At 71.5% G+C, this 24,034-nt stretch carries 17 protein-coding genes, 6 tRNA genes, 1 pseudogene and 1 riboswitch; of the genes and pseudogenes, 9 read left to right on the forward strand and 15 right to left on the reverse strand.

The window, feature by feature from the left end:
• Positions 1 to 35: 35 nt before the first annotated feature.
• The 9 genes and pseudogenes from AMK26_RS21310 to AMK26_RS21345 all read right to left on the reverse strand — a co-directional run bounded on the left by AMK26_RS21310 (position 36) and on the right by AMK26_RS21345 (position 10,452).
• Complete coding sequence (locus AMK26_RS21310; RefSeq protein WP_073756346.1) at positions 36 to 1,163, reverse strand: M23 family metallopeptidase; 1,128 nt, start codon at positions 1,161 to 1,163, stop codon at positions 36 to 38.
• An 11-nt stretch (positions 1,164 to 1,174) separates the two neighbouring features.
• A riboswitch (cyclic di-AMP (ydaO/yuaA leader) is annotated at positions 1,175 to 1,309 on the reverse strand.
• 235 nt (positions 1,310 to 1,544) lie between these two features.
• Positions 1,545 to 2,687, reverse strand: coding sequence for a PP2C family protein-serine/threonine phosphatase (locus AMK26_RS21315; protein WP_073756347.1), 1,143 nt, complete (start codon positions 2,685 to 2,687; stop codon positions 1,545 to 1,547).
• 169 nt (positions 2,688 to 2,856) lie between these two features.
• A tRNA-Met gene (locus AMK26_RS21320) sits at positions 2,857 to 2,930 on the reverse strand.
• Positions 2,931 to 3,027: 97 nt separating this feature from the next.
• Positions 3,028 to 3,143: pseudogene (locus tag AMK26_RS37930) on the reverse strand (HD domain-containing protein); the annotation flags it as partial.
• A gap of 88 nt (positions 3,144 to 3,231) precedes the next feature.
• Positions 3,232 to 3,307, reverse strand: a tRNA-Lys gene (locus AMK26_RS21325).
• Between the two features lie 217 nt (positions 3,308 to 3,524).
• On the reverse strand, positions 3,525 to 6,593 hold the full coding sequence (locus AMK26_RS21330) for an FG-GAP-like repeat-containing protein (RefSeq protein ID WP_073756348.1): 3,069 nt from the start codon (positions 6,591 to 6,593) through the stop codon (positions 3,525 to 3,527).
• 222 nt (positions 6,594 to 6,815) lie between these two features.
• On the reverse strand, positions 6,816 to 9,158 hold the full coding sequence (locus AMK26_RS21335) for a DEAD/DEAH box helicase (RefSeq protein WP_107421018.1): 2,343 nt from the start codon (positions 9,156 to 9,158) through the stop codon (positions 6,816 to 6,818).
• 229 nt (positions 9,159 to 9,387) lie between these two features.
• Complete coding sequence (locus AMK26_RS37055; protein WP_073756350.1) at positions 9,388 to 9,993, reverse strand: hypothetical protein; 606 nt, start codon at positions 9,991 to 9,993, stop codon at positions 9,388 to 9,390.
• Between the two features lie 108 nt (positions 9,994 to 10,101).
• Complete coding sequence (locus AMK26_RS21345; protein ID WP_185923670.1) at positions 10,102 to 10,452, reverse strand: metallopeptidase family protein; 351 nt, start codon at positions 10,450 to 10,452, stop codon at positions 10,102 to 10,104.
• Between the two features lie 59 nt (positions 10,453 to 10,511).
• Between AMK26_RS21345 and AMK26_RS21350 the strand changes: the two genes are divergently transcribed.
• The 4 genes from AMK26_RS21350 to AMK26_RS21365 all read left to right on the forward strand — a co-directional run bounded on the left by AMK26_RS21350 (position 10,512) and on the right by AMK26_RS21365 (position 12,435).
• Entirely contained in the window at positions 10,512 to 12,071 is a 1,560-nt protein-coding gene (locus tag AMK26_RS21350) for a metallophosphoesterase family protein (protein WP_107421019.1), read from the forward strand.
• An 81-nt stretch (positions 12,072 to 12,152) separates the two neighbouring features.
• Positions 12,153 to 12,225, forward strand: a tRNA-Glu gene (locus AMK26_RS21355).
• Between the two features lie 39 nt (positions 12,226 to 12,264).
• Positions 12,265 to 12,339: transfer RNA gene (locus AMK26_RS21360), tRNA-Asp, on the forward strand.
• A 22-nt stretch (positions 12,340 to 12,361) separates the two neighbouring features.
• Positions 12,362 to 12,435 (forward strand) — tRNA-Phe (locus AMK26_RS21365).
• 126 nt (positions 12,436 to 12,561) lie between these two features.
• Here the strand turns inward: AMK26_RS21365 and AMK26_RS21370 are convergent.
• Genes AMK26_RS21370 through AMK26_RS21380 form a run of 3 tightly spaced genes read right to left on the reverse strand, consistent with a single transcriptional unit; the run spans position 12,562 to position 14,597 of the window.
• Entirely contained in the window at positions 12,562 to 13,386 is an 825-nt protein-coding gene (locus tag AMK26_RS21370; RefSeq protein WP_073756351.1) for a cytochrome c biogenesis CcdA family protein, read from the reverse strand.
• Positions 13,383 to 14,093, reverse strand: a complete 711-nt coding sequence (locus AMK26_RS21375; RefSeq protein ID WP_073756352.1) for a DsbA family protein — start codon at positions 14,091 to 14,093, stop codon at positions 13,383 to 13,385. The genes AMK26_RS21370 and AMK26_RS21375 overlap by 4 nt, the downstream gene beginning before the upstream one ends.
• A 54-nt stretch (positions 14,094 to 14,147) precedes the next feature.
• On the reverse strand, positions 14,148 to 14,597 hold the full coding sequence (locus tag AMK26_RS21380; RefSeq protein WP_073756353.1) for a hypothetical protein: 450 nt from the start codon (positions 14,595 to 14,597) through the stop codon (positions 14,148 to 14,150).
• Between the two features lie 105 nt (positions 14,598 to 14,702).
• On the opposite strand from AMK26_RS21380, the gene hrpA reads away from it, so the two are divergent.
• The 3 genes from hrpA (at position 14,703) to AMK26_RS21395 (ending at position 19,188) form a co-directional block, all read left to right on the forward strand.
• The gene (hrpA, locus tag AMK26_RS21385; RefSeq protein WP_073756354.1) at positions 14,703 to 18,641 is read left to right on the forward strand and encodes an ATP-dependent RNA helicase HrpA; all 3,939 of its coding nucleotides are present in this window, start codon (positions 14,703 to 14,705) and stop codon (positions 18,639 to 18,641) included.
• A gap of 123 nt (positions 18,642 to 18,764) precedes the next feature.
• Positions 18,765 to 18,838: transfer RNA gene (locus tag AMK26_RS21390), tRNA-Asp, on the forward strand.
• Positions 18,839 to 18,969: 131 nt separating this feature from the next.
• Entirely contained in the window at positions 18,970 to 19,188 is a 219-nt protein-coding gene (locus AMK26_RS21395) for a DUF6274 family protein (RefSeq protein ID WP_073756355.1), read from the forward strand.
• Positions 19,189 to 19,474: 286 nt separating this feature from the next.
• Here AMK26_RS21395 and bldC read toward each other — a convergent pair whose 3' ends face one another.
• Positions 19,475 to 19,681 (reverse strand): developmental transcriptional regulator BldC, encoded by a 207-nt coding sequence (gene bldC / locus AMK26_RS21400; protein ID WP_003949541.1) that lies wholly within the window; start codon positions 19,679 to 19,681, stop codon positions 19,475 to 19,477.
• Positions 19,682 to 20,209: 528 nt separating this feature from the next.
• Positions 20,210 to 21,064 carry a hypothetical protein gene (locus AMK26_RS21405; protein WP_073756356.1) on the reverse strand — a complete coding sequence of 285 codons (855 nt, stop codon included), beginning with the start codon at positions 21,062 to 21,064 and terminating at the stop codon, positions 20,210 to 20,212.
• 154 nt (positions 21,065 to 21,218) lie between these two features.
• On the opposite strand from AMK26_RS21405, the gene AMK26_RS21410 reads away from it, so the two are divergent.
• Both AMK26_RS21410 and AMK26_RS21415 read left to right on the forward strand, forming a co-directional pair.
• Positions 21,219 to 22,301: a Leu/Phe/Val dehydrogenase gene (locus AMK26_RS21410; protein ID WP_073757032.1), complete on the forward strand. Its 1,083-nt coding sequence runs from the start codon at positions 21,219 to 21,221 to the stop codon at positions 22,299 to 22,301.
• A gap of 323 nt (positions 22,302 to 22,624) precedes the next feature.
• Positions 22,625 to 22,885 carry a DUF3073 domain-containing protein gene (locus tag AMK26_RS21415; RefSeq protein ID WP_073756357.1) on the forward strand — a complete coding sequence of 87 codons (261 nt, stop codon included), beginning with the start codon at positions 22,625 to 22,627 and terminating at the stop codon, positions 22,883 to 22,885.
• A gap of 58 nt (positions 22,886 to 22,943) precedes the next feature.
• On the opposite strand, the gene purM is transcribed toward AMK26_RS21415, so the two are convergent.
• Entirely contained in the window at positions 22,944 to 24,017 is a 1,074-nt protein-coding gene (gene purM / locus AMK26_RS21420) for a phosphoribosylformylglycinamidine cyclo-ligase (protein WP_073756358.1), read from the reverse strand.
• Positions 24,018 to 24,034 lie beyond the last annotated feature (17 nt).

Genomic DNA, 24,034 nt, shown 5'->3' on the forward strand with positions numbered 1-24,034 from the left:
GAGCTGCCGGAGTGCGAAAGCGCCGGACGGGATTCTCAGACGGTGAGGCCCTTACCGCGCAGCCAGGCCAGCGGGTCGATCCCGTCGCCGCCCGCGGTGTGCACCTCCAGGTGCAGGTGCGGCCCGGTCACATTGCCGGTGGCGCCGACCCGGCCGATGGTCTCGCCGGTGCCGACGGTCTGCCCGGCGCCGACCGTCATGGACGACAGGTGGCAGTACCAGACCTCGGTGCCGTCCTCCAGCTCCAGGACGATGCGGTAGCCGTACGAGCCCGACCAGCCTGCCGACTTGATGGTGCCGCCGTGCACGGCCTTGGCGGGCGTGCCGGTGGGCGCGGCGAGGTCGAGGCCGGTGTGGTAGCCGGAGGACCACATGTTGCCGGCCTGGCCGTAGGTGGAGGTGATGGTGTACGAGGAGGTCGGCAGGGACCAGCTGGAGGCGAGCGCGGCCAGCCGCTCCGCCTCCGCGGCCTCCGCGGCCTTCTCGGCCGCCGCCGCCTTGGCCTCGGCCTCCGCCTCGGCCTTGGCCTTCTCCTCGGCGGCCTGCTTCTCGGCGGCGGTCGCCTGCGCCTTCGCCTCGGCCGCGGCCTGCTCGGCGGCGGCCTGCTCGGCGGCCGCCTTGGCCTCGGCGTCGGCGGAGGCCTGCTGCTGCTCGGCCTGCTGGAGGATCCGGGCGCGCAGTGCCTCGCCGGCGTCCGCGCCGCTGCTCTGCTGCCCGGCGTCGGCACCGGAGGCGCCGGTGAGGCCGGTGAGGGTGGCGTTGGTGTGCTGGGCGGAGCCGTCCTGGCCAGGTCCGTCCGAGTCGTCCGAGTCGTCGGACATCAGGGCGCCGATGCCGGGCAGGGACTCGGCGTCGGGCAGGTTGTCCGTGACCACGTCGGGCAGGGATATGGAGACCGCGGGCTTGTCCTGCGCGGTGGCCATGCCGCCCGCGCCGACCGCCGCGATGACGCCGACGCCGAGGACGGTGGAGCTACGGGCGAGGCCGCCGCGCTGCTTGGCGACGCGGTGCCGGCCGCGGACGGGGCGGACGGTCTCCTCGGTGGGGTTCCATTCCTCCCACTGCCCGTTTACGGGTGCGGCGTCCGGGACACCCGAAGAGTTGAACGAGCCGATGGAGCCGTACGGAGCTTCGGGGGCTGGGGCAGGGCGGTTGGACGCCACGGAGGCGCACTCCTTTCCTTCCTTCTCGCCTACCGGGTTAGCTGACGGGTTCGGAGCAGGAAGGTCTCCTACGGGCCCACTTCGGCCCGATTCACCCCAAGGTGGTGGTTCCCCGGTTCCCTTGCGGAATTCGGCGCACGCGCGCGGTGCCGTCTCTTGCGACGGCTGGGACGACCGCGCTGCGTTATCGAACGTTAATAGACGCGGGCTCCGGATTCCAAGCCGTTCCTACTGATCATTAACTACAAGGGCCCGGGATTTACCAGGCCACATCCGGGCACAACGGGGCGAGTTGACCACGTATCAGAAACATTCACCGAGCACAGTAATTCTGACGGTGCGTCACTTGTTATGTGCAGCGACACATGCCGCTACGGAGTGCTACGGCACCACCGGCATCGTCCGCCGCCGCTCCGGCTGCCCCTCCGCCGGCCGACTCACCGCCAGCAGCGCCAGGTCGTCCGTCGCCCCGCCGCCCGTGTGCCGCCATACGTCGGTCACCAGCGCATCCAGCACCGCGTCGGGCCCCGGGAAGAGCCGCCCCGCCAGCCGCGCGACCGGATCGTAGAAGACACCGTCCGCGTCCCGCGCCTCGGAGAGCCCGTCCGTGTAGAAGAGCAGCGTCGCACCCGCCGGATACGGCACCTCGTACGCCCGGTCCGGCCACGTCCCCAGGTCCGCCATGCCCAGCGGCAGCGCGGGCTCGGCCTGCTCCAGCAGCTCGACGCGCCCGTCCGCGTACAGCATCAGCGGCTCCGGGTGCCCCCGGTCCACCACCCGCACCACGGCCTCCCCGCGCGGGATCTCCGCCAGTACGGCGGTGGTGAACCCCTCGAAGGCGTCCAGCCCGTCCCGCCGCGTCCCCTCCCGCGCCAGCGCCCGCTCCAGCCGCTGCGCCACACCCTCCAGCGAGCTCTCCTGCTCGGCCGCCTCCCGGAACGCCCCGATGACCACCGCCACCGCCTCGACCGCCCCCATGCCCTTCCCCCGCACGTCCCCGACCACCAGCCGCACCCCGTACGGCGTGTCCTGCACCGCGAAGAGGTCACCCCCGATGAACGCGTCCGCCTGCGCCGCCTCGTACCGCGCCGCCACCTGCAGCCCCCCGATCCGCTCGGCGGGCGTCGGCAGCACCGCCCGCTGCGCGGTCTCGGCGATCACCCGCGCCGAGGCGAGCCGCTCACCACTGCGCCGCACCACCCGGTTGATCAGCAGCGCGAGCCCCGCGACCACCGCCACGGTGAGGATCTCGGTGAGGGCGTGCACCTCGTCCAGGGTGCCGCTGCCCAGGTGCAGCAACAGCATGGCCAGCACGGCGGACAGACCGGACAGCAGCGTCGTACGGGCGGCGAACAGCGGCGCCGCGACGAGCGGGGCGGCGGCGAACAGCGGCACGGCGGTGAAGTGCGGCGGGGTCGACACGTCGTACACCACACCCCCCGCGATCAGCAGCGCGGGCAACGCGCGGACGAACCGCCGGACCCCTTCCGGCCCGTCGCCGCCGTCCCGCGCTCGCTGCCCCACCACTGGTCTCCTGCCCGCTCCGCCCACGGCTGCGGACGGTACCGCGCCCCACCCAGGCTGACCGGAGCCGCGCCGCGAGGCGACTCGCCATCCGCCGACCGAGCGACACAGCCCGTGGCCCGGGCATGACGAAGGCCCGGTGCGCAATGCACCGGGCCTTCGTCTTCAGTAGCGGGGACAGGATTTGAACCTGCGACCTCTGGGTTATGAGCCCAGCGAGCTACCGAGCTGCTCCACCCCGCGTCGTTGTGAACACCACCTTACGCCATCCGGCGCACGTTCCCTAACCAATATCCCTGGCAGCTGCCCTGAGGGGTCCCAAAACCCCCGGGCGGCGCTACTTCTTGCCGAGGGAGTCGACGTCCCCGGTGCGGGTCTCCTGGGAGTCGTGTCACGACCGCCCGCCATCCACCAGCCGGTGCGGCGCGTGTGCTTGAGCGTTCCCGCCCGGGGAATCGCGTACCGCCCCGGTCGGCCGGGGCTTCGTCAGCCCCGGGAATCACGTCAGCCCCAGGTCGGGGAACGCCTCTGACCTGGGGCTGAATGGTAGGCCGTGTGGGACTCGAACCCACAACCAACGGATTAAAAGTCCGCTGCTCTGCCAATTGAGCTAACGGCCCTCGGTGGAGGCACCCCCGAGCATAGCCCGAAGAGCGCCGACTGCCGATCGGGTATCGGCTGCCAGGCCTGTCGCACGGCCGGCGACGCGCAGGGTCGCAACGGGCCCGTACGGCACACGCGGGAACGTGCGCCGTACGGGCCCTATGGACGGGCCCCATGGACAGGCCCCATGGACAGGCCCCATGGACGGGCCCATGGACGAGCGGCGGACAGGACTCAGAAGAGGCCCTTGTAGCCCTGCCAGCCCGTCCCGATCTTGACCGTGGAGCCGAACGACCCGGCCCCGTTACCGCTGTTGCGCAGCAGGTCACCGGCGGCGTTGCGGGAGATCAGGTCCGCCTTGCCGTCCCTGTTCAGGTCGCCGGCACCGACGAACGCGTTGCGGCCGGTGGCCCAGTTGTTGCCGAACACCAGCGCCCGCGCCTTCGGCGTGCCGGCCGCCGTACCGTCGAACCGCCACAGCGAGTTGGCACCGTCGACGGCGAGCAGGTCGCCGAGGCCGTCACCATTGAGGTCACCGGCGCCGAGGACGGCCCGGTACGCCTTCCAGTTCGTGGCGATCCGGCCCCGCGACTTCAGCTTGCCGGCGCCGTCGTCCGCGTACAGGTAGAGGTCACCCGTGGTCGCCTGACGGGCCACCAGGTCCGCACGGCCGTCGCCCGTCATGTCCCCGGGCGAGGTGAGGACATTGAACTGCGCCCACGTCGTGCCCAGCGAGGTGTACGGAGTCGTCGGCGTCAGCGCCTTGCCGCAAGCCGGCCGGTACGCGCGCAACGCGCCCCCCAGCCGGACCAGCACGTCGTTGCAGCCGTCGCCGCTCAGGTCCCCGAAGGGCACCGCGACCGCGGACGTCGACCAGCCGCTGCCGGTCGTCGCACCCGCCAGAGTGCCCGTCCCGCTGCCGTGCCGGAAGGCGAGGGAGCCGGAGCCGCTCAGCGACACCAGGTCGCCGACCGTGTCGGGGCCGGAGGGGCCCGCGTGGTCGCGGCGTACGGTGGCGGCGCCGGTCAGGGTCACCGTGCCGGACACCGCCAGGCTGCCGCCCTGGCCGCTCACCGGCTCGGCGGTCAGCGTCCACGCGTACGAGCCACTGGTCACCAGCCGGCCGGACGCGTCCCTGGCGTCCCAGACGGGGGCGACCAGGCCCCGCGTCTGCCCGTCACTCAGCGTGCGCACCACGGTGCCGGTCGCCGTGCTCTTGAGGGTCAGCTTCCACGACGTGCTCCCGGTGGACAGCCACCAGCGCGGCCGCCAGGGCACGGCGCCGCCCTTCACCGCCTGCGTCGGGGGCACGTCGGAGTCGACGGCCGTGAGCGCCGACGGCGCCACCCCGCTGCCGACGAGGTGGACGGCGTTCTTGGTGTCCGCCCAGGCGACGGTGCCGGTGGCCGGGTCGACCGCCCACGGCTGGTAGGACACGCGATCGTCGGTGAGGGTGTGCACCGTGCCACCGTCGCTCAGGTCCTTCAGCTTCAGGGAGGTGCCGACCGGGTAGACGACGAACCCGTCACCCAGCTGCGCGCCCGCCCGGTACCCGATACCCAGCGGGGTGATCTCGTTCGTCCGGAAGTCGAACAGCCCCTGGTCGTCGCGCGATCCCGCGCAGCTCCAGAGCAGCCAGTGGCCGATCGCCTCGGCCCCCTGGAGCCCGCACCGGGGGATGTACGCCGACTGCGTCCGGGCGCCGGTCCTGATGTCGTACCCGACCGCCCAGTCGCCGTCGTCGGTCCACAGGGTGGTGCCCGACAGGGACACCCCGTGCACCGGTAGCGTCCTCACCACCTTGCCGGTGTCGAGGTCGATGATCCGCGTGCCGCCCGAGCCGTCCGTCGCGCTCGCCCACACCGCGGCCCATCGGCCCCAGCTGCCGAGGAAGCCCGCGTAGCCGGCCCCCGGGTCGACCTTGGTTCCCGGAAGCCGGGCCCCTTCGGCCAGCCGGTGCGGCGGTACGACGGGTTCGCCCCAGATGCGCGTGGTGCCGCCGTACGCGACGCGCCCGTCCCCGGTCTCCACGACCCTCGGGCAGTAGCTCTGGAAGCAGGCCTCGGGCTGGATGGACATCCAGCCGCGGTCCTTCCGCGCGCCGTAGGCGGGCACACCGCCGGACTGCTCGGTGGTACGCGTGTGGACACCGGCCAGTCCCGCCGCCGCGTCGGCCTCCACGCTCGTCAGCCGCCCGTGCCGGAACGACATCTGGTGGATCGTGTTCGGTACGGCCTTCACCTGGACCGGCGTCTCGAGGGAGACCGTGGCCCGCCCCGCCGCGTCGGCCCGAAGGGACTGGACGCCCCACTCGGTCGTGCTCGGCCCGCCGTGCACCAGCAGGCCGCCGTCGGGGGTGTGCGACGCCCGGCCGCTCGACCTGGCCAGCAGGGTGCGGACGGCACTCCCGTCCAGCGGATGGGCCTCGACCCGCCACACCGGCAGGTCCTCGTCGACGGCTCCGAGCGCCGGATCGTGCCGCGCCACGACGAGCTCCCCGCCCACCATGCCCAGCAGCCGCGCATCGCTCTCGGGGAGCGGCCGCACGCTCTCCGGCGTGGCGAGGTTGCCGCGCGAGAAGACCGACACCTGGCCGTCCGACCAGATCAGCAGCCGGTCCCGGGTCAGGGCGAAACGCTTCGTCGCCAGCTGCTCGTCGCTCCGGATCGGTACGACGCGCCCCTGCGTCACGTCCATCCACACGTTCCCGGCGCCGGGCAGGGCCATCACCAGTCCGTCGGCGTCCCCCACCCCCGGCAGGACGGCGTAGGAATGCACCCCCGTGGGCACGCCCTCGACGAGCCGGTCACGCGACTGCCCCGTCTCCATGTCGAGCACGTGGAAGCGCATGCCCCCGTCGATCAGGTCGTAGGTGAGCACGTTCCGGCCGAACGCCCCCACATAGGAGTGGCCGGCCGGCACCGGCACGGTGAGGGTCTCTCCCGCGACCATGTCCCGCAGTTCGACGCGCTGCGGCGACTCCAGGTACCGGGCGACGACGTCCGAGCCCGTTCCACGCTGGAAGTTGCCGCCGTCGTAGTCCTGGACGCTGTCGAGCTGGACGTCGGTGGCGGCCGCCCCGTAGGCCCGCCAGAAGGTGCCGCGCCGGGCTTCATGGCGCAGGTAGCCGTGAGGCCCGGTGTTGAGCAGCTCGCTGCGCACGGGCAGGGCGCTCGTGGTGGCGGGGATCACCACTTCCGTCGTGGGTGCCGCCTGGGCTGTGGACACCGCCGGACCGGTGGCTGTCGCCGCCGCCAGTACCACGGCGGCGGCGATGACACGCAAGGGTCTCTTGCCGTACACGGAACTCCGCTTCTCGATCGTATCGATCGGACCTGCGGGGTGGCGCCCACCGAGGCGCGGCTGCCGGCATGCCGCGTGCGCGTCGAGATGAACGAGAGCCCCCCGGCCCCGCCTCCAGTGCCCCCCACTGCGAGGTGGACGGATCGTAACAGCGGCCGGTGACAACGCGGCAGGGCCCGTCCCCCCTTGCGGAGGTACGGGCCCTGCTCAATGGACTACGCGTCAGCCGTTGCGCTTCCAGCGCGGCTTGTCGTCGCGGCGCCCGAAGGAGGAGCCGGAGTTCGAGCCACCGCGGTGGTCGTCACGGCGGCCGTAGGGGCGCTCGTGGCCACCGGTGCGGAAGCCACCGCCCGAGGGACGGTCGTCGCGGCGGTCACGGTTGAACGGACGGTCACTGCCACGGTGGCCGCCGGTGGGGCGGTCGTCGCGGCGCTCGTCGCGGCGGAAGCCACCGCCGGTGGACGGGCGGTCGTTGTCCCGACGGAAACCACCCGAGGCCGGACGGTCGTTGTCCCGACGGAAACCACCCGAGGCCGGACGGTCATTGTCCCGACGGAAACCACCCGAGGCCGGACGGTCATTGTCCCGACGGAAACCACCCGAGGCCGGACGGTCATTGTCCCGACGGAAACCACCCGAGGCCGGACGGTCATTGTCCCGACGGAAACCACCGGAAGCCGGACGGTCATTGTCCCGACGGAAACCGCCACGGTCATTGTCACGGCGCTCGAAGGAGCGGCCACCACGGTCGTCACGGTCACGGCGCTCGAAGCTGTCACCCCGGTCGTCGCGGCGGAAGCCACCGGACGGACGGTCGTTGTCGCGGCGCTCGTCCCGGCGGAAACCGCCACGGTCGTTGTCACGACGCTCGAAGGAGCGGCCACCACGGTCGTCACGGTCACGGCGCTCGAAGCCGCCCCGGTCGTCGCGGCGGTCACGGCGCTCGTAGTTGCCACGCTCGTCGCGGGAGTCACGCGACTCGCGCGCCGGCTGCTCCGGTACGGACGCGATCGCTGCCTGGACCTCGGCCTCCGCGGCCTCCGCCACCTCGGCGACGGCGGCCTCCGGGTCCTCGCCCCGTTCGCGGGCGGCACGGGCGACCAGGCGGTCGGCCTCCTCGCGCAGCTCCACGGCCCGGCGCTGCAGCCGCTCCAGCTGCTTGGTGAGGTCGGCGACCTCGCGCTCGGCCTGCTTGGCGGCGTTGTTCGCGGAGTCGGCCTGCACCTCGGTCAGCGACCGGGCGCCGGTGATCTCGGCGACCTCCGGGTCGAACGCCCCGGCGCCGCCCACGATGTGGCGCGTGGCGTCGACGCCCGCGTCCTCCATGAGGCGGAAGATCTGGCGGCGCTGGTGCGGCAGGGCCAACGAGACGACCACGCCGGACTTGCCCGCACGGGCCGTACGGCCCGAACGGTGCAGGTAGTCCTTGTGGTCACCGGCCGGGTCCACGTTCAGGACCAGGTCGATGCCGTCGACGTGGATGCCGCGCGCGGCGACGTCGGTGGCGACGAGGGCGTTGACGTAGCCCTTCTTGAAGTCTTCGAGGACGCGCGTACGGGCGCCCTGCGTCATGCCGCCGTGCAGCGCGTCGGCCTTGACGCCGGTGTCCTGCAGCTGCTCGGCGATACGGTCCGCGCCCAGCTGGGTGCGGACGAAGATGATGGTGCGGCCCTTGCGGGCGGCGATCGCGGCGGTGACCGGCGCCTTGTCCTTGGGCTTCACGACCAGGACGTGGTGGGTCATCGTGGTGACGTTGCCCTGGGCGCTGTCGACCTCGTGGACGACCGGGTCGGTCAGGTAGCGCTTGACCAGCGTCGCGATCTCGTTCTCCATCGTCGCGGAGAACAGCAGGCGCTGGCCGCCGGCCGGGACCTGGTCGAGCAGCTCGGTGACCTCGGGCAGGAAGCCCAGGTCGGCCATCTGGTCGGCCTCGTCGAGGACCGCGACCTGGACGGACTCCAGCGAGCAGGCGCCGCGGTTGATGATGTCGCGCAGCCGGCCCGGGGTGGCGACGAGGATGTCGACGCCGCGCTCCAGGGCGTAGATCTGGTTGCCCATCGACGTACCGCCGCAGACGACCTTCATCTTGAGGCCGAGGACGTCGCCGTACGGCTGGAGGGCGTCCGCGACCTGCATCGCGAGCTCACGGGTCGGGGTGAGGATGACGCCGCGGGGCTTCTTCTTGTCGGTGTGGCCGCCGGCCAGGGTGGCGAGCAGCGGCAGACCGAAGGAGAGGGTCTTGCCGGAGCCGGTGCGGCCCCGGCCGAGGATGTCCTTGCCGGCCAGGGCGTCCGGGATGGTCGCGGCCTGGATCGGGAAGGGGGTGGTCACGCCGTTCTGGGCGAGCTTGCGGACGACGCCCTCGGGCAGGCCCAGGTCGCCGAAGGTGACCTGGGACTCGTCCGCCGCCTCGTGCTCGGGAGCGTCCGTGGCCTCGGGAACGTCCGTGGCGGGGGCGTCCGTGGCCTCGGGGGCCTCAGGAGCGTCCGTGGCCTCAGGAGCGACGTTCTCGTCGAGCTCGGCGTTCTCGGGCATGACGGCGTGGTCAGGACTGAAAATGGACATGCGAAATGCGAAACCTTCCGGAGTCTCGGCACGCGCCCGTCAACTCCGTGTTTCGCAATTCGACCGCCTCGATGCGGTCAGCCACGGCAAGGGAGAGTACGCGCCACACGCGGCGCTCTCGGTAGTGGCGCCGGGCAAAGGGGAACATGGGATCAAACGATCTACCACCATACGCACTCTCCCCCACTCAGCGCAAACCGGCCCACCTCGCCTGTCTGTGACGTCACTCTCACGCCGGTGCGACCTGCGGCGATGCCACCGGTTCCGCCGGCGCCCCCATCGACTGCGTACGGGTGTCGGCGGCCGGCGAGGCGGACGGCGGGTCCGACGGGTCCGGGCTCGGCTCGGTGGGCTGCGTCGGCGTGGGCGTCGGCTCCGGGGGCGGGGTGGGCTCCGGCGGCGTCGGCCCGCCGCTCGGCGAGGCCCCGCCACCGCCGCCCGGCGCGCCACCGTCACCGGTGGGTGAGGGGGCGGGGGGCCGCGCGGGCCGGGCGCCCGGCTTGCCGCCCGCGGGCGGCTTGCCGGACGGCACCGCGGACGGCTCCGCCGGCCCGGACGCCCCGTCGCTCGGCTCGGGCGACGACCCGTCCTCCTCGCCCGGCGCGCCCGCCTGGCCCTCCGCGCCGTGCCCGGTACGTACGTCGTGCCGCCCGCCCGGCGCGTCCACGCCGCCGTCCGGCTCGGCCGCCGCTGCCTCCGACGGGCCGGCGGACCGGGTGGGCCCGGGCTTCGCGCCCGCGTCGGTGACGCTCATGCAGCCGCTGACGGAGCCTGCGGACGCCGCTACCGCCAGCGCGGTGACGGCCCATCGGACGGGGGCGGACAAATGGCGCACGAGGGCACCTCCAGAGGTGCGGGACGGGGGTTTCCCTGCCCAACTCCCCAGGCCCCACAAGGACACGCCCGGCCCGGCACCGGTGTCATGCGACCGTCGGCCGTACCGTCAGCCGTACCCGAGCTCGTGCAGCCGCTCGTCGTCGATCCCGAAGTGGTGGGCGATCTCGTGCACCACCGTCACCTCCGTCTCGGCGACCACGTCCTCCCGGGAGTCGCACATCCGCAGCGTCGGCCCCCGGTAGATGGTGATCCGGTCCGGCAGCACGCCCGCGTACCACTCGCCCCGGTCGGTCAGCGGAGTCCCCTCGTACAGACCCAGCAGATCCGGATCGTCCGCCGACGGCTCGTCCTCCACGAACACCGCGACGTTGTCCATCAGCCGCGTCAGCTCCGGCGGGATCCTGTCCAGCGCCTCGGCGACCAGTTCCTCGAACTCCTCGCGTGTCATCTCCAGCACGCGGCCATTGTCACGGATGGCCGGGCATAGTGGCCCGTCCTCATGGGCATACGGCGCCCATGGCCGCCCCAGCTGCCCTCCGCACCGCCTACGCCCGCCTGCTGAACCACTACCGATCCCGCCGCACCGGCCCCACGTCCACCCTGGTCCACACCCCCCACCCGTACGCCCGCGCCTTCGGCATGGTGGCCGTGGTCCTGCTCGGCGCGTGGCTCGGCCTGCTGATCGTCGGCAGCGTCCGTACGCCCGTGGGGCCGATGGACACGAGCATGACCCTGCGCCCCTCCCTGAGCGGCGGAACGAAGATCAACGTCTCGCCGCTGGGCGCGCTGGAACTCGACTCGCACACCGCGCCCATCCGGCTCGACGTGGACGTCGACCAGCTCGACCCGGTCCGCGCACAGGCCCTGGTGCAGCACCCGGAGCGGATCACCGGCCTTCAGGACGAGATCACCCAGGACGTCGCCGACGGCACCCGTGAGCTGGCCCTGCGCTCCTGCGTCGCCGTCGTGTCCGGCGCCACCGCCCTCGGCCTCGCCGTCTACCGCCGCCCGCGCCGCGCCCTCGCGGCCGGCGGCCTGGCGCTCGCGCTGCTGGGCGCCGCCGGTGTCTCCGCGTACGCCACGTGGAACCCCAAGTCGGTGCTGGAGCCGAAGTTCTCCGGCCTGCTGTCGTCGGCCCCGTCCGTGGTCGGCAACGCCCGCTCGATCGTGACCGAGTTCGATGTCTACCAGAAGGAACTCGCCCGTCTCGTCACCAATGTGACGAAGCTGTACGAGGCCGCCTCGACGCTCCCGACGTACCAGCCCGACCCGGGCACGATGCGCGTGCTGCACGTCTCCGACATCCACCTGAACCCGGCCGCGTGGGAGATCATCCGTTCGCTCGTCGAGCAGTACCGGATCGACGTGATCATCGACTCGGGCGACACCATGGACCACGGCACCGCCGCCGAGAACGGTTTCCTCGACCCGATCCCCGACCTCGGCGCGCCGTACGTGTGGGTGCGCGGCAACCACGACTCCCAGGTCACCCAGCGCTACCTGGCCGGCCTCCGGAACGTCCACGTCCTCGACGAGGGCCGCGCCGTCACCGTCGCCGGCCTCCGGGTGGCCGGCACCGGCGACCCGCAGTTCACGCCGGACCGCTCGGTGGTGCCGGCCGGCGACGACGCCGAGCGGGCGGCGGGCGCCCGGCTGGCGGCGGCGCTGGACGCCCAGCGGCGGGCGGGCAGGCCGGTGGACATCGCGGTGGCCCACAACCCGGTCGCCGCCCAGGAGACCGACGGCAAGGTCCCCATGGTCCTGGCGGGCCACGTCCACCGCCGGGTGAACAAGCTCCTGCCGAACGGCACGCGCCTCAAGATCGAGGGCTCCACGGGCGGCGGCGGCCTGCGCGCCCTGGAGCAGGACGAGCCGGAGAAGGTCCACGCCTCGGTCCTCTACCTGGACCGGGACACCCGCCGCCTCCAGGCCTGGGACGAGATCACCCTGGGCGGCCTGGGCCTGACGACGGCCGAGGTCAGCCGCCACGTCCCGGAGGAGAACCCCCCGGCCGCCCCGTCCACCTCACCCCCGGGAACCCCCTCCTCACCCCGCTCCCCCACCCGGTCCCCCTAACCGTTTTGGCGAACGGTCCCCGCATCCCATATGCTTCTCACGTCCCCGACGCGCTGACGAAGCGCCCAGGCGGGCCAATTAGCCCTCATCGTCTAGTGGCCCAGGACGCCGCCCTTTCAAGGCGGTAGCACGGGTTCGAATCCCGTTGGGGGCACGCATCACCGTGTGCGAGACTGGTTTTCGCACATTGCTTGGTCCTGTGGAGCAGTTTGGAGTGCTCGCCACCCTGTCAAGGTGGAGGCCGCGGGTTCAAATCCCGTCAGGACCGCTGCGGCTCGAAAGAGCCGCGTGGCTGGGTAGCTCAGTTGGTACGAGCGTCCGCCTGAAAAGCGGAAGGTCGCCGGTTCGACCCCGGCCCCAGCCACAACCACGAAGGCCCCGTCCCCCGGACGGGGCCTTCGCCGTGCCTGCCGCCCGAGCGGGGCGGGGGCCGAAGCCCCCACCCGGCCCCGTGAGGCCCACCCGGCCCCGTGAGGCCCAGCTGGTCCCGTCAGGCCCGCTCGCGGCCGCGCCAGCCGCGGACGCCGAGGACGACCGAGACGACCGCGACGACCACCAGGAGCAGCGCCCAGTCCGGAACCGCGCGGCCGAGGCCCGAGGCCCACTTCTCCACCGCGTACGAGTCGTCCACCGAGAGCAGGCCCGGCAGGGCGGTCGTGCCGTCGAAGGCCAGGAACAGCGCGCCCAGGGCGATGAAGAACAGGCCCGACAGCAGCGACGTGCTGTGCAGCTCCAAGCGGCCCGCCCGCAGCGCCCGCCCCCGCAGCCAGCCGCGCCGCCCCAGGTCGTAGCGCTCCCACAGCAGGGCCAGCACGAACAGCGGAACGGCCATGCCGAGCGCGTACACGGCCAGCAGCAGGCCCCCGTACGCCGGGCTGCCGCTGAGCGCCGCCACCGTCAGGACGCTGCCCAGGATCGGCCCCGCGCAGAACCCGGCCAGGCCGTAGACCAGGCCCAGGGCGTACACGGAGAGCGCCGAGACCGGGCGGATGCGGCCGCTCACCTCGGCGATCCGGCGCGAGGCGAAGCCCAGGCCCAGGATCTGCGCCACGCCCAGCGCGACGATCGTCCAGCCGCCGACGGCGACCAGCAGGTCACGGTGGCCGTAGAAGAGGCGTCCGGCGAAGGACCCGGCCGCGCCCAGCGGGACGAGCGTGGTGGCGAGTCCGGCGTAGAAGATCCCGGTACGGGCGAGGAGGCGGGCCCGGGTGTCGATGGAGTACGCGAAGAAGGCGGGGAGCAGCAGGGCGCTGCACGGACTGAGCAGGGCGAGCAGCCCGCCCAGGAACGCGGCCAGGTAGCCGATGTCCGTCACTTCGCGGCCTCCCGCTTCGCCGCCTCGATTGCGTCCGTGAACGTCTCCATGGGCTGTGCGCCCGCGATCGGCCGGCCGTTCACCAGGAACGACGGCGTGGACGTGGCGCCCAGCGCGTACGCCTGCTCCTGGTCCTTCGCCACCGCCTGCCGGGCCGCCTCGCTGTCGAGGTCGCGGCCGAAGCGGTCGAGGTCGGCGACGCCCGCCTCCCGCGCGAGCGCGGTCACCCGGTCCTTGCCGAAGCCCTGCTCCTTGGCGCCCTCCGCGTACGCCGCCTTGTGGAACTGCCAGAACCGGCCCTGCTGCCCCGCCGCCCACGCGGCGCGTGCCGCGCGCTCGGACTCCTCGCCGAAGATCGGGAAGTTGCGCCATTCGATGCGCAGGGTGCCCTCGTCGACGTACTTCTCGATCAGCTCGGGCTCGGTCTCGCGGGCGAACTTGCCGCAGTAGCCGCACTTGAAGTCGGCGTATTCGATCAGTACGACGGGGGCGTCGGCGCGCCCGACGGCGAGCGGGTCCTTGGCGTCGCGCCGGGCGTACTCCTCCAGCTCGGGGTAGACGCCGGTGCGCGGCTCGGCGGAGCTTTCGGCGACGACCGTGGGGGAGGGGGAAGCCGGCTTGGTGGCGGTGTACGAGACGACGCCGAGCAGCGCGGCAGCGGCGACGACACCGGCGCCGATGACGAACGGCTTCTTGGACGTGGGCATGGTGGGACTCCTGTACGCATGGGGAAGTGACCGGCGGGAAGTGCGGCGCGCCGGCTATACGCGCAGGATCGACAGGTCCATGGGAGAGGGCGGTACGAGCGGCGGCGGCCCCCGCTCGGGCCGGACGTCCAGGACCGTCTCGTCCACGCCCCACGCACCGGTCGCCACCCGCCCCGCGTGCACGGCGGGCAGCAGCTCGCCCAGGGAGCCCGAGCGCGGCGGCACGGCGGGCGCCGACCGGCCCCCGTCGTCCGGGGCACCGCACCCGGGCGCCTCCTCGGCACCGTGCCCCGCGTCCGCCCGGACGACGACCGGCGCATGACCGGCTCCGTCACCGGCGCCCACCCGGCCGGCGACCGGAGCCCCCGGGCTCACCGGGGTGGCCCCGGCAGCGGCCCCCGCCGCCGCGGCGGCGACCGTGGGCGAACCGCACACCAGCAGAGCGGCCAGCAGCGCGAGCAGGGCGGCCGTCGCGCGGCGCCACCGGCTGCCGGGACAGGGCATGGGGCACCGCCTTCCAAGGTCATCCGGGGCTCGTCGACTCGCCGGAAATGGTACGGGGAAATCGGTTCGCCACTCCGTCGCCGCGAGTGAGATCCTGGGTCAGGTATGTCTACTTCCTTCGCCGACCTCCAGACCCTGCTGGCCGAGGTCTCGCTGCGCGACGCGCACCGGCTCGGCCGCCGTCTCGAAGGCGCCCGCCGCATCCGTAAGCCCGAAGCCCGGCAGGCCGTGCTGGACGAGATCGCCGCCGAGGCCGGGAAGGCCGCTGCCCGCACGGCCGAGCGCGCTGCCCGGGTGCCGGAGATCACGTATCCCGAGCAGCTGCCGGTCAGCCAGAAGAAGGACGACATCCTGGAGGCGATACGCGACCACCAGGTCGTGATCGTCGCCGGTGAGACGGGGTCCGGCAAGACGACCCAGATCCCCAAGATCTGCCTGGAGCTGGGTCGCGGTGTCCGGGGCATGATCGGCCATACGCAGCCGAGGAGGATCGCCGCCCGCACGGTCGCCGAGCGCGTCGCCGACGAGCTGAAGACGCCGCTGGGCGAGGCGGTCGGCTGGAAGGTGCGGTTCACCGACCAGGTGAACCCGGACGCGACCTTCGTCAAGCTGATGACCGACGGCATCCTGCTCGCCGAGATCCAGACGGACCGCGAGCTGCGCGCCTACGACACGATCATCATCGACGAGGCCCACGAGCGCAGCCTCAACATCGACTTCCTGCTCGGCTACCTCGCCCAGCTCCTCCCCAAGCGCCCCGACCTCAAGGTCGTGATCACCTCCGCGACCATCGACCCCGAGCGTTTCTCCCGCCACTTCGGCGACGCGCCGATCGTCGAGGTCTCCGGCCGTACGTATCCGGTCGAGGTGCGCTACCGGCCCCTCCTGGAGGAGGACTCCGAGGACTCCGACCGCGACCAGATCACCGCCATCTGCGACGCCGTCGACGAGCTCCAGGCCGAGGGCCCCGGCGACATCCTGGTCTTCCTCTCCGGCGAGCGCGAGATCCGCGACACGGCGGACGCGCTGATCAAGAAGAAGCTGCGCAACACCGAGGTGCTGCCGCTCTACGCCCGCCTCTCGCACGCCGAGCAGCACCGCGTCTTCCAGCAGCACTCCGGCCGCCGCATCGTCCTGGCGACGAACGTCGCCGAGACGTCCCTCACCGTCCCCGGCATCAAGTACGTCATCGATCCCGGCACCGCTCGCATCTCCCGCTACAGCCACCGCACCAAGGTGCAGCGCCTGCCGATCGAGCCGGTCAGCCAGGCCAGCGCCAACCAGCGCAAGGGCCGTTGCGGCCGTACGTCGGACGGCATCTGCATCCGGCTGTACGACGAGGACGACTTCCTCGCCCGCCCCGAGTTCACGGACGCCGAGATCCTCCGTACGAACCTGGCGTCGGTCATCCTCCAGATGACGGCGGCCGGGCTGGGCGACATCGAGAAGTTCCCCTTCATCGACCCGCCGGACCACCGCAACATCCGCGACGGCGTGCAGCTCCTCCAGGAGCTGGGCGCGATCGACCCCACGCAGAAGGACCCGAAGAAGCGGCTGACGCAAGCTGGCCGCAAGCTGGCCCAGCTGCCGGTGGACCCGCGCCTGGCCCGGATGGTCCTGGAGGCGGACAAGAACGGCTGCGTACGCGAGGTCATGGTCATCGCGGCGGCCCTGTCCATCCAGGACCCGCGCGAGCGGCCGGCCGAGAAGCAGGCGCAGGCGGACCAGCAGCACGCCCGCTTCAAGGACGAGACGTCCGACTTCCTCGCCTTCCTCAACCTGTGGCGCTACATCCGCGAGCAGCAGAAGGCGCTGTCCTCCTCGGCCTTCCGCCGGATGTGCAAGTCCGAGTACCTCAACTACCTGCGCATTCGCGAATGGCAGGACATCTATACGCAGTTGCGTACGGTCGCCAAGCAGATGGGCATCCACCTCAACGAGGAGGACGCCCCGGAGCAGCAGGTGCACATCTCGCTGCTCGCCGGCCTGCTCTCCCACATCGGGATGAAGGACATCAAGGACGGCGCGAAGAACGAGTATTTGGGCGCCCGCAGCGCCAAGTTCGCGATCTTCCCCGGTTCGGCGCTCTTCAAGAAGCCGCCGCGTTTCGTGATGTCCGCCGAGCTGGTGGAGACCTCCCGCCTGTGGGCGCGGGTCAACGCGAAGATCGAGCCGGAGTGGATCGAGCCGCTGGCCGGGCACCTGCTCAAGCGCACGTACTCCGAGCCGCACTGGGAGAAGGACCAGGCGGCGGTGATGGCGTACGAGAAGGTCACGCTGTACGGCGTACCGATCGTCGCCCAGCGCAAGGTGAACTACGGGCGCATCGATCCGGAGGCCAGCCGCGAGCTGTTCATCCGGCACGCGCTGGTGGAGGGCGACTGGCGCACGCACCACAAGTTCTTCGCGGACAACCGCAAGCTGCTGACCGAGGTCGAGGAGCTGGAGCACCGGGCCCGGCGCCGCGGCATCCTCGTGGACGACGAGACGCTGTTCGACTTCTACGACCAGCGGGTGCCCGAACACGTCGTGTCGGGCGCGCACTTCGACTCGTGGTGGAAGCACAAGCGGCACGAGGCGCCCGAACTGCTGGACTTCGAGCGCGAGATGCTCATCAACGAGAAGGCGGGCGCGGTCACCAAGGCCGACTACCCGGACTCGTGGCGGCAGGGCGCACTGAAGTTCCGTGTGACGTACCAGTTCGAGCCGGGCGCGGACGCGGACGGCGTCACCGTCCACATCCCGCTCCACGTGCTGAACCAGGTCACGGACGAGGGCTTCGACTGGCAGATTCCCGGCCTGCGCGAAGAGGTCGTCACCGAGCTGATCCGGTCCCTTCCGAAGCCGGTCCGCCGCCACTACGTCCCGGCGCCGAACTACGCGAAGAAGTTCCTGGAGCGCGCGGTACCGCTGCAGGAGCCGCTGACGGTCACGCTCGCCCGTGAACTCCAGCGGATGGTCGGCGTACCCGTCGACGCCGACGACTTCGACCTGTCCCGCGTCCCCGACCACCTGAAGATCACCTTCCGGATCGTCGACGAGCGGCGCCGCAAGCTCGCCGAGGACAAGGACCTGGAGGCGCTCAAGCTCCAGCTGCGCCCGAAGGCGCGCCAGGCGCTCTCCAAGGCGGCCAAGGCCGCCACGGCGGGCCCCTCGGGCTCCGGGCAGTCCCTGGAGCGCACGGGGCTGACGGACTGGACGATCGGCACGCTCACCAAGGTCTTCGAGACCCGCCGGGCCGGCCAGCCCGTGAAGGCGTACCCGGCCCTCGTGGACGCCGGCGACACCGTCTCCGTACGGCTCTTCGACACGGAGGCCGAGCAGGCGCAGGCGATGTGGCGCGGCACCCGCAAGCTGATCATGCTGAACATCCCGGTGAATCCGGCCAAGTTCGCCTCGGAGAGGCTGACGAACCAGCAGAAGCTCGCCCTCTCCCGCAATCCGCACGGCTCGGTCCAGGCGCTGTTCGACGACTGCGCGACGGCCGCCGCCGACCGGCTGATCGCCGAGCACGGCGGCCCGGCGTGGGACGAGGAGTCGTTCCGCAAGCTGTACGACAAGGTCCGCGCCGACCTCGTCGAGCTCACGATCCGCACGGTGGACCAGGTGCAGCAGATCCTGGCCGCCTGGCAGGCCTGTGAGCGCCGTCTGAAGGCCACGAACAGCCTGACCCTGGTGAACAACGTCCAGGACGTGCGCGAGCAGCTGGCGGCCCTCATGCCGGCCGGCTTCGTGACGCGGACGGGGCTGCGGCGCCTGCCGGACCTGATGCGCTATCTGGTGGCGGTGGACCGCAGGCTCCAGCAGATGCCGACGTCCGTCCAGCGCGACACCACGCGCATGGAGAAGGTCCACGAGATGCAGGACGAGTACGCGTGGCTGCTGGAGCAGCTGCCCAAGGGCCGCCCCGTACCGCAGGAGGTCCTGGACATCCGGTGGATGATCGAGGAGCTGCGGGTCAGCTACTTCGCCCACGCCCTGGGCACGGCGTACCCGGTCTCCGACAAGCGCATCGTGAAGGCGATCGACGCGGCGGCGCCCTGAAAGCCGTAAGAGGCGCAGGAGCCCTGAGAGCCGTGTCGGGGCCGTCGCCAGGAGTGAGGTCGACCGGAGCCTCTGACCTGCTGTACAGTGTGATTCGCAGCCGCGCGGTCGGCCGCGAATCAAGGTCCTGTGGAGCAGTTGGTTAGCTCGCCACCCTGTCAAGGTGGAGGTCGCGGGTTCAAGTCCCGTCAGGATCGCAGCGAATCAGCAAGAAGGGCCCGTATCCCCCAGGGATACGGGCCCTTCTTGCTCTGCGCCTTGACGCGGGCATCTGCCCCCGGTACCCAGGCAACAGGGAATCGGGGGCCCTTCACCGGAGGTGACGCGCATGGCGGCGGCATCCACAGCCAGGCACGAGACTCGCGCACTGCTCCGCGCCCATCTGGCGGCCGCGTCCGGCTATCGCCACATCACGCGCCACTGTCCCGTCTGTCACCGCCTTCTGCGGCTGGCTGCCATGGAGTCCCAGGACACCGCCCAGGAGGAGTTGGAGAGCGCCGAGCGCGCGGCCGAGGAGGAGCGGGCGGAGCCGGAAGACGGCGCCTGATCGGTGTGACGCGAGTCACGAAACCTCTTTTGAAAACCGCTCAACTTACACCCTCCCTACAACCAACCAATTTAATATGTGCAATTGCACCACCCGGGAGGGCCTCCGGCGGGCCTCCGGCAGACATCGGAACGACCGGTCGCCGGCACACAAAAAGATCGCGCTGGACCCGGCGGAGTCCAGCGCGATCGATGACGAAGACCCGTTGGGGCGGGCTCCCGTCGGTGGAGCTAGGGGTGGGCGGACCGGGTTGGGGGACCCGGAAATACCCGGTTCATCGGGGTGTTCAGGCCTCGCTGCGCTGCTGCGGAATACCCGCGAGCAGTGCGCGGACCTCTGCCTCGCGGTACCGGCGGTGTCCACCCAGGGTGCGGATGGACGTGAGCTTGCCCGCCTTTGCCCAGCGGGTCACCGTCTTCGGGTCCACGCGGAACATCGTGGCAACCTCAGCGGGGGTCAGCAGCGGCTCGGCATCAGGGGTGCGAGCGGTCATGAGCGGCCTCCTCGGGAGAACCGAACCTTCTCGGTTCTTTCCTCTAAATTCTGCACCTTGACCCGCGTTGCCCGAAATGGCAGACGCGAGCCGAGTCGGTTATAGGACGAACGGCTTGTCCTCGGCACTACAACTACACCATCTGTCCAGCCACGTTCGGCCAAACCGATGGAATTGCCCTCTCAGGTGTTCATCAGCGGCGGAAGCCGATGGACCATGCCATAGCGGACAGTCACGTCACAGTGACGATCAGTCACAGAGCGATCAGGAGTCAACAGACCCCCCATAGCGTGCAATGCTGAGCCTTCCGCCCATACGTGGACGGAAGAAGCCCTCCCCGGACTCCTTGTCCTATTTTGGCATGAGGTTGGGCGATGGGCGCAAGAGCCCAGTTAGTGCTATCCGTCACCCTTGACACAAACGCCCGGATCGGGACCAAGGGCCCATGGGAACGCCCGGGGAGCCCCGGGAGGGAGATCATCCGTCAAGCCGCCCGCCGAGGTCCACACCCGGAGCGGGGGGCGGGTCTCAGTTGGCGCGCTGCCGGTCGCGTACCGCGCGCCACCGTTCCGTCAGCCGCTCGTACGCCTCACCCGCCGCCGCGCCGTCACCGGCCCGCAGCGCGGCGATGCCCGCCGCCACGTCCGCCGCCGACCGGTCCTCGGCCAGGAACTCCTCCGGCAGGGCGTGCACCAGGCCCCCGTAGTCCAGCTCGACCAGCGAGCGTGGGTGGAACTCCTCCAGCCACCGCCCCACGTCCACCAGGCCCTCGGTCAGCGGCCCCTCGTCCAGCGACTCGCGCAGCGTCTTCAGCGCCCGCGCCACCCGCCGCCGGGCCTGCACCATCGGCGTCCGGTAGCGCAGCACCGGCGCCTTGCCGGGCCCCGGTCCGGAACCGGCCGCGACGTACTCCCGTTCCTCGTCCGAGAACAGCGCGAACCACCGCACCGGCACCTGCCACACCGACGTCCTGATCCACGGCCGCGCGTCCGGGTTCCGCTCCCGCCACCGCTCGTAGTCCGCCTCCGCCTGGCCGCGCACCACCGGCGGCACCGCCGCGTCCAGGACCGCCGGCGGCAGCGTGCCCGGCAGCTCCTCCAGGGCCAGCCACCCGCGCAGCCGGGTGCGCCACGGGCACACGCAGACCACGCCGTCCACCTCCACCACGAAGGCGTCGGCGCTCTCCTGCACGGGCACCGCGACCGGCGGCGTGGCCAGCAGGCCCACGAGCGAGCGGCGCAGCTCGTCCTGGGCGGTCGGGGCGGTGCCCCGGCGCGCGTACCGGGCCCAGTGGCCCCGCTCCGGCTCCGGGAAGGCCGCCAGCGGCTCGTACACCCGCAGGTAGGACGCGTACGGCACGAGGACCGAGGAGACGGCTGGCATGGCACGAATCCTTCCACGCCCGTACTCCGCGAGGGGGTGATCCGCGGCACTGGCTCTCATCTACGCGCAGGTAGGACTTACTCTCTTGCCGTCAAGGTCCTCCCCCACCCGCAGGAGGGCCTCATCCGCCGCTTCGTACTTGGGAGTCACCACCGTGACCGATGTGACCGACGGCGTCCTGCACACCCTGTTCCGATCGGAGCAGGGGGGCCACGAACAAGTCGTGCTCTGCCAGGACCGTGCCTCAGGCCTGAAGGCCGTCATCGCCATCCACTCGACCGCCCTGGGCCCCGCCCTCGGCGGTACCCGCTTCTACCCGTACGCCTCCGAGGAAGACGCCGTCGCCGACGCGCTGAACCTGTCCCGGGGCATGTCGTACAAGAACGCCATGGCCGGTCTGGAGCACGGCGGCGGCAAGGCCGTGATCATCGGTGACCCGGAGCTGATCAAGACCGAGGAGCTGCTGCTGGCCTACGGCCGGTTCGTCGCCTCCCTCGGCGGCCGGTACGTCACGGCCTGCGACGTCGGCACCTATGTGGCTGACATGGACATCATCGCCCGGGAGAACCGCTGGACCACCGGCCGCTCCCCGGAGAGCGGCGGCGCCGGCGACTCCTCCGTCCTCACCGCCTACGGCGTCTTCCAGGGCATGCGCGCCTCCGCCCAGCACGCCTGGGGCGACCCGACGCTGCGCGGCCGCAAGGTCGGCGTCGCGGGCGTCGGCAAGGTCGGCCACTACCTGGTGGAGCACCTGCTGGAGGACGGCGCCGAGGTCGTCATCACGGACGTACGCCAGGAGTCGGTGCGCCGGATCACCGACAAGTTCCCGCAGGTCACCGTGGTCGCCGACACCGACGCGCTGATCCGCACCGAGGGCCTGGACGTGTACGCCCCCTGTGCGCTCGGCGGGGCGCTGAACGACGACACCGTGCCCGTTCTGACGGCGAAGGTGGTGTGCGGCGCGGCCAACAACCAGCTCGCGCACCCGGGCGTCGAGAAGGACATCGCGGACCGCGGGATCCTCTACGCGCCCGACTACGTCGTCAACGCCGGCGGCGTGATCCAGGTGGCCGACGAGCTGCACGGGTTCGACTTCGACCGGTGCAAGGCGAAGGCCGCGAAGATCTTCGACACCACGCTGGCAATATTCGCACGTGCGAAGGAAGACGGGATTCCGCCGGCCGCCGCGGCCGACCGGATCGCCGAGCAGCGCATGGCGGAGGCGCGCCGCGGGTAACCCCGTGGGAGCCGTGGTTGACAGCGTCGGCCCGCCGGCCGCGTCGAGTGTGTCCCCCGGGATCGCCCGCAGGGAGACATGGCTCACGCCGGTCGGCGGGTCGCCCGCCAAGAAGAGGTTAAAATCGCAGCTGACCAGCGAGGACAGGGCTCCTCGTCGGTCCTGCTCCGAGGCGCGTCATGCGGGCGGCGTACCGTATGGCCGCGGAAGCAGGTACCGTTGAAGCCCTACGGGCCGGTCTCTCCACGGAGAGTCCGTTCCGAATCATGAACGCGTGTCAAGACTCTGGGGCCGTCGAGCCCCGTCACCGAGGGGGTCGAGCCATGGGGCGCGGCCGGGCCAAGGCCAAGCAGACGAAGGTCGCCCGCCAGCTGAAGTACAACAGCGGCGGGACTGACCTGTCGCGTCTGGCCAGCGAGCTGGGCGCTTCTACTCCGCAACCGCTCTCGCAGCCGCCGAACGGCGAGCCTTTCGAGGACGATGACGAGGAAGACGACCCGTACGCCCGCTACGCGGAGTTGTACAACGACGACGATGACGAGGACGAGGAGTCCGGTCCGTCGGCGCAGCGTCGCGGTGCTTGACGCCTGAATTCACTCAAGCCCGGTCCGGGGCCCCGCCCCGGACCGGGTTCTGTGCTGCTCAGGCGGCGTACTCACCGGTCAGGGTCGCTCCCGTGGCGTGCGCGCCACGCTCGGTGATCTCACCGGCGACCCAGGCCTCGACGCCCCGGTCCGCCAGGGTGGTCAGGGCCGCGTCGACCGAGTCGGCGGGGACGACGGCCATCATGCCGACGCCCATGTTCAGGGTCTTCTCCAGCTCCAGCCGCTCCACCTGACCGGCCGTGCCGACCAGGTCGAACACGGCGCCGGGGGTCCAGGTCGACCGGTCGACCGTGGCGTGCAGCCCGTCCGGGATCACCCGGGCGAGGTTCGCGGCCAGACCGCCACCGGTGATGTGGCTGAAGGCGTGCACATCGGTCGTCCGGGTGAGCGCCAGGCAGTCCAGCGAGTAGATCCTGGTGGGCTCCAGCAGCTCCTCGCCGAGCGTCCGGCCGAACTCCTCGACCTGCTGGTCCAGGCGCATCCCGGCCCGGTCGAACAGCACATGGCGTACGAGCGAGTACCCGTTGGAGTGAAGGCCGGAGGACGCCATGGCGATCACCGCGTCACCCGTACGGATGCGATCGGCGCCCAGCAGCCGGTCGGCCTCCACCACGCCCGTCCCGGCGCCGGCGACGTCGAAGTCGTCCGGGCCCAGCAGGCCGGGGTGCTCGGCGGTCTCGCCGCCGACCAGGGCGCAGCCGGCCAGGACGCAGCCTTCGGCGATGCCCTTGACGATGGCGGCGACCCGCTCGGGGTGGACCTTGCCGACGCAGATGTAGTCCGTCATGAACAGCGGCTCGGCGCCGCAGACGACGATGTCGTCCATGACCATCGCGACCAGGTCGTGGCCGATGGTGTCGTACACGCCCATCTGGCGGGCGATGTCGACCTTCGTACCGACACCGTCGGTGGCGGAGGCCAGCAGCGGGCGCTCGTAGCGCTTGAGGGCGGAGGCGTCGAAGAGACCGGCGAAGCCGCCCAGGCCGCCGAGTACCTCGGGGCGCTGGGTCTTCTTCACCCACTCCTTCATCAGCTCGACGGCGCGGTCGCCCGCTTCGATGTCGACGCCCGCGGCTGCGTAGCTGGCACCGGTGGTCTCAGTCTCAGACATGACTGTGAGAACTTTCG

The organism is Streptomyces sp. CB03234 (genome assembly GCF_001905885.1).
GTDB lineage: Bacteria > Actinomycetota > Actinomycetes > Streptomycetales > Streptomycetaceae > Streptomyces.

What these genes read in the sequence shown, in the direction of transcription:
- AMK26_RS21395 (WP_073756355.1), top strand. Translation starts at nt 18,970, where the DNA reads ATGGCGGCGGCATCCACAGCCAGGCACGAGACTCGCGCACTGCTCCGC.
- AMK26_RS21405 (WP_073756356.1), bottom strand. Translation starts at nt 21,064, where the DNA reads ATGCCAGCCGTCTCCTCGGTCCTCGTGCCGTACGCGTCCTACCTGCGG.
- AMK26_RS21350 (WP_107421019.1), top strand. Translation starts at nt 10,512, where the DNA reads ATGGCCGCCCCAGCTGCCCTCCGCACCGCCTACGCCCGCCTGCTGAAC.
- AMK26_RS21375 (WP_073756352.1), bottom strand. Translation starts at nt 14,093, where the DNA reads ATGCCCACGTCCAAGAAGCCGTTCGTCATCGGCGCCGGTGTCGTCGCC.
- AMK26_RS21335 (WP_107421018.1), bottom strand. Translation starts at nt 9,158, where the DNA reads ATGTCCATTTTCAGTCCTGACCACGCCGTCATGCCCGAGAACGCCGAG.
- hrpA (WP_073756354.1), top strand. Translation starts at nt 14,703, where the DNA reads ATGTCTACTTCCTTCGCCGACCTCCAGACCCTGCTGGCCGAGGTCTCG.
- purM (WP_073756358.1), bottom strand. Translation starts at nt 24,017, where the DNA reads ATGTCTGAGACTGAGACCACCGGTGCCAGCTACGCAGCCGCGGGCGTC.
- AMK26_RS21380 (WP_073756353.1), bottom strand. Translation starts at nt 14,597, where the DNA reads ATGCCCTGTCCCGGCAGCCGGTGGCGCCGCGCGACGGCCGCCCTGCTC.
- AMK26_RS21415 (WP_073756357.1), top strand. Translation starts at nt 22,625, where the DNA reads ATGGGGCGCGGCCGGGCCAAGGCCAAGCAGACGAAGGTCGCCCGCCAG.
- bldC (WP_003949541.1), bottom strand. Translation starts at nt 19,681, where the DNA reads ATGACCGCTCGCACCCCTGATGCCGAGCCGCTGCTGACCCCCGCTGAG.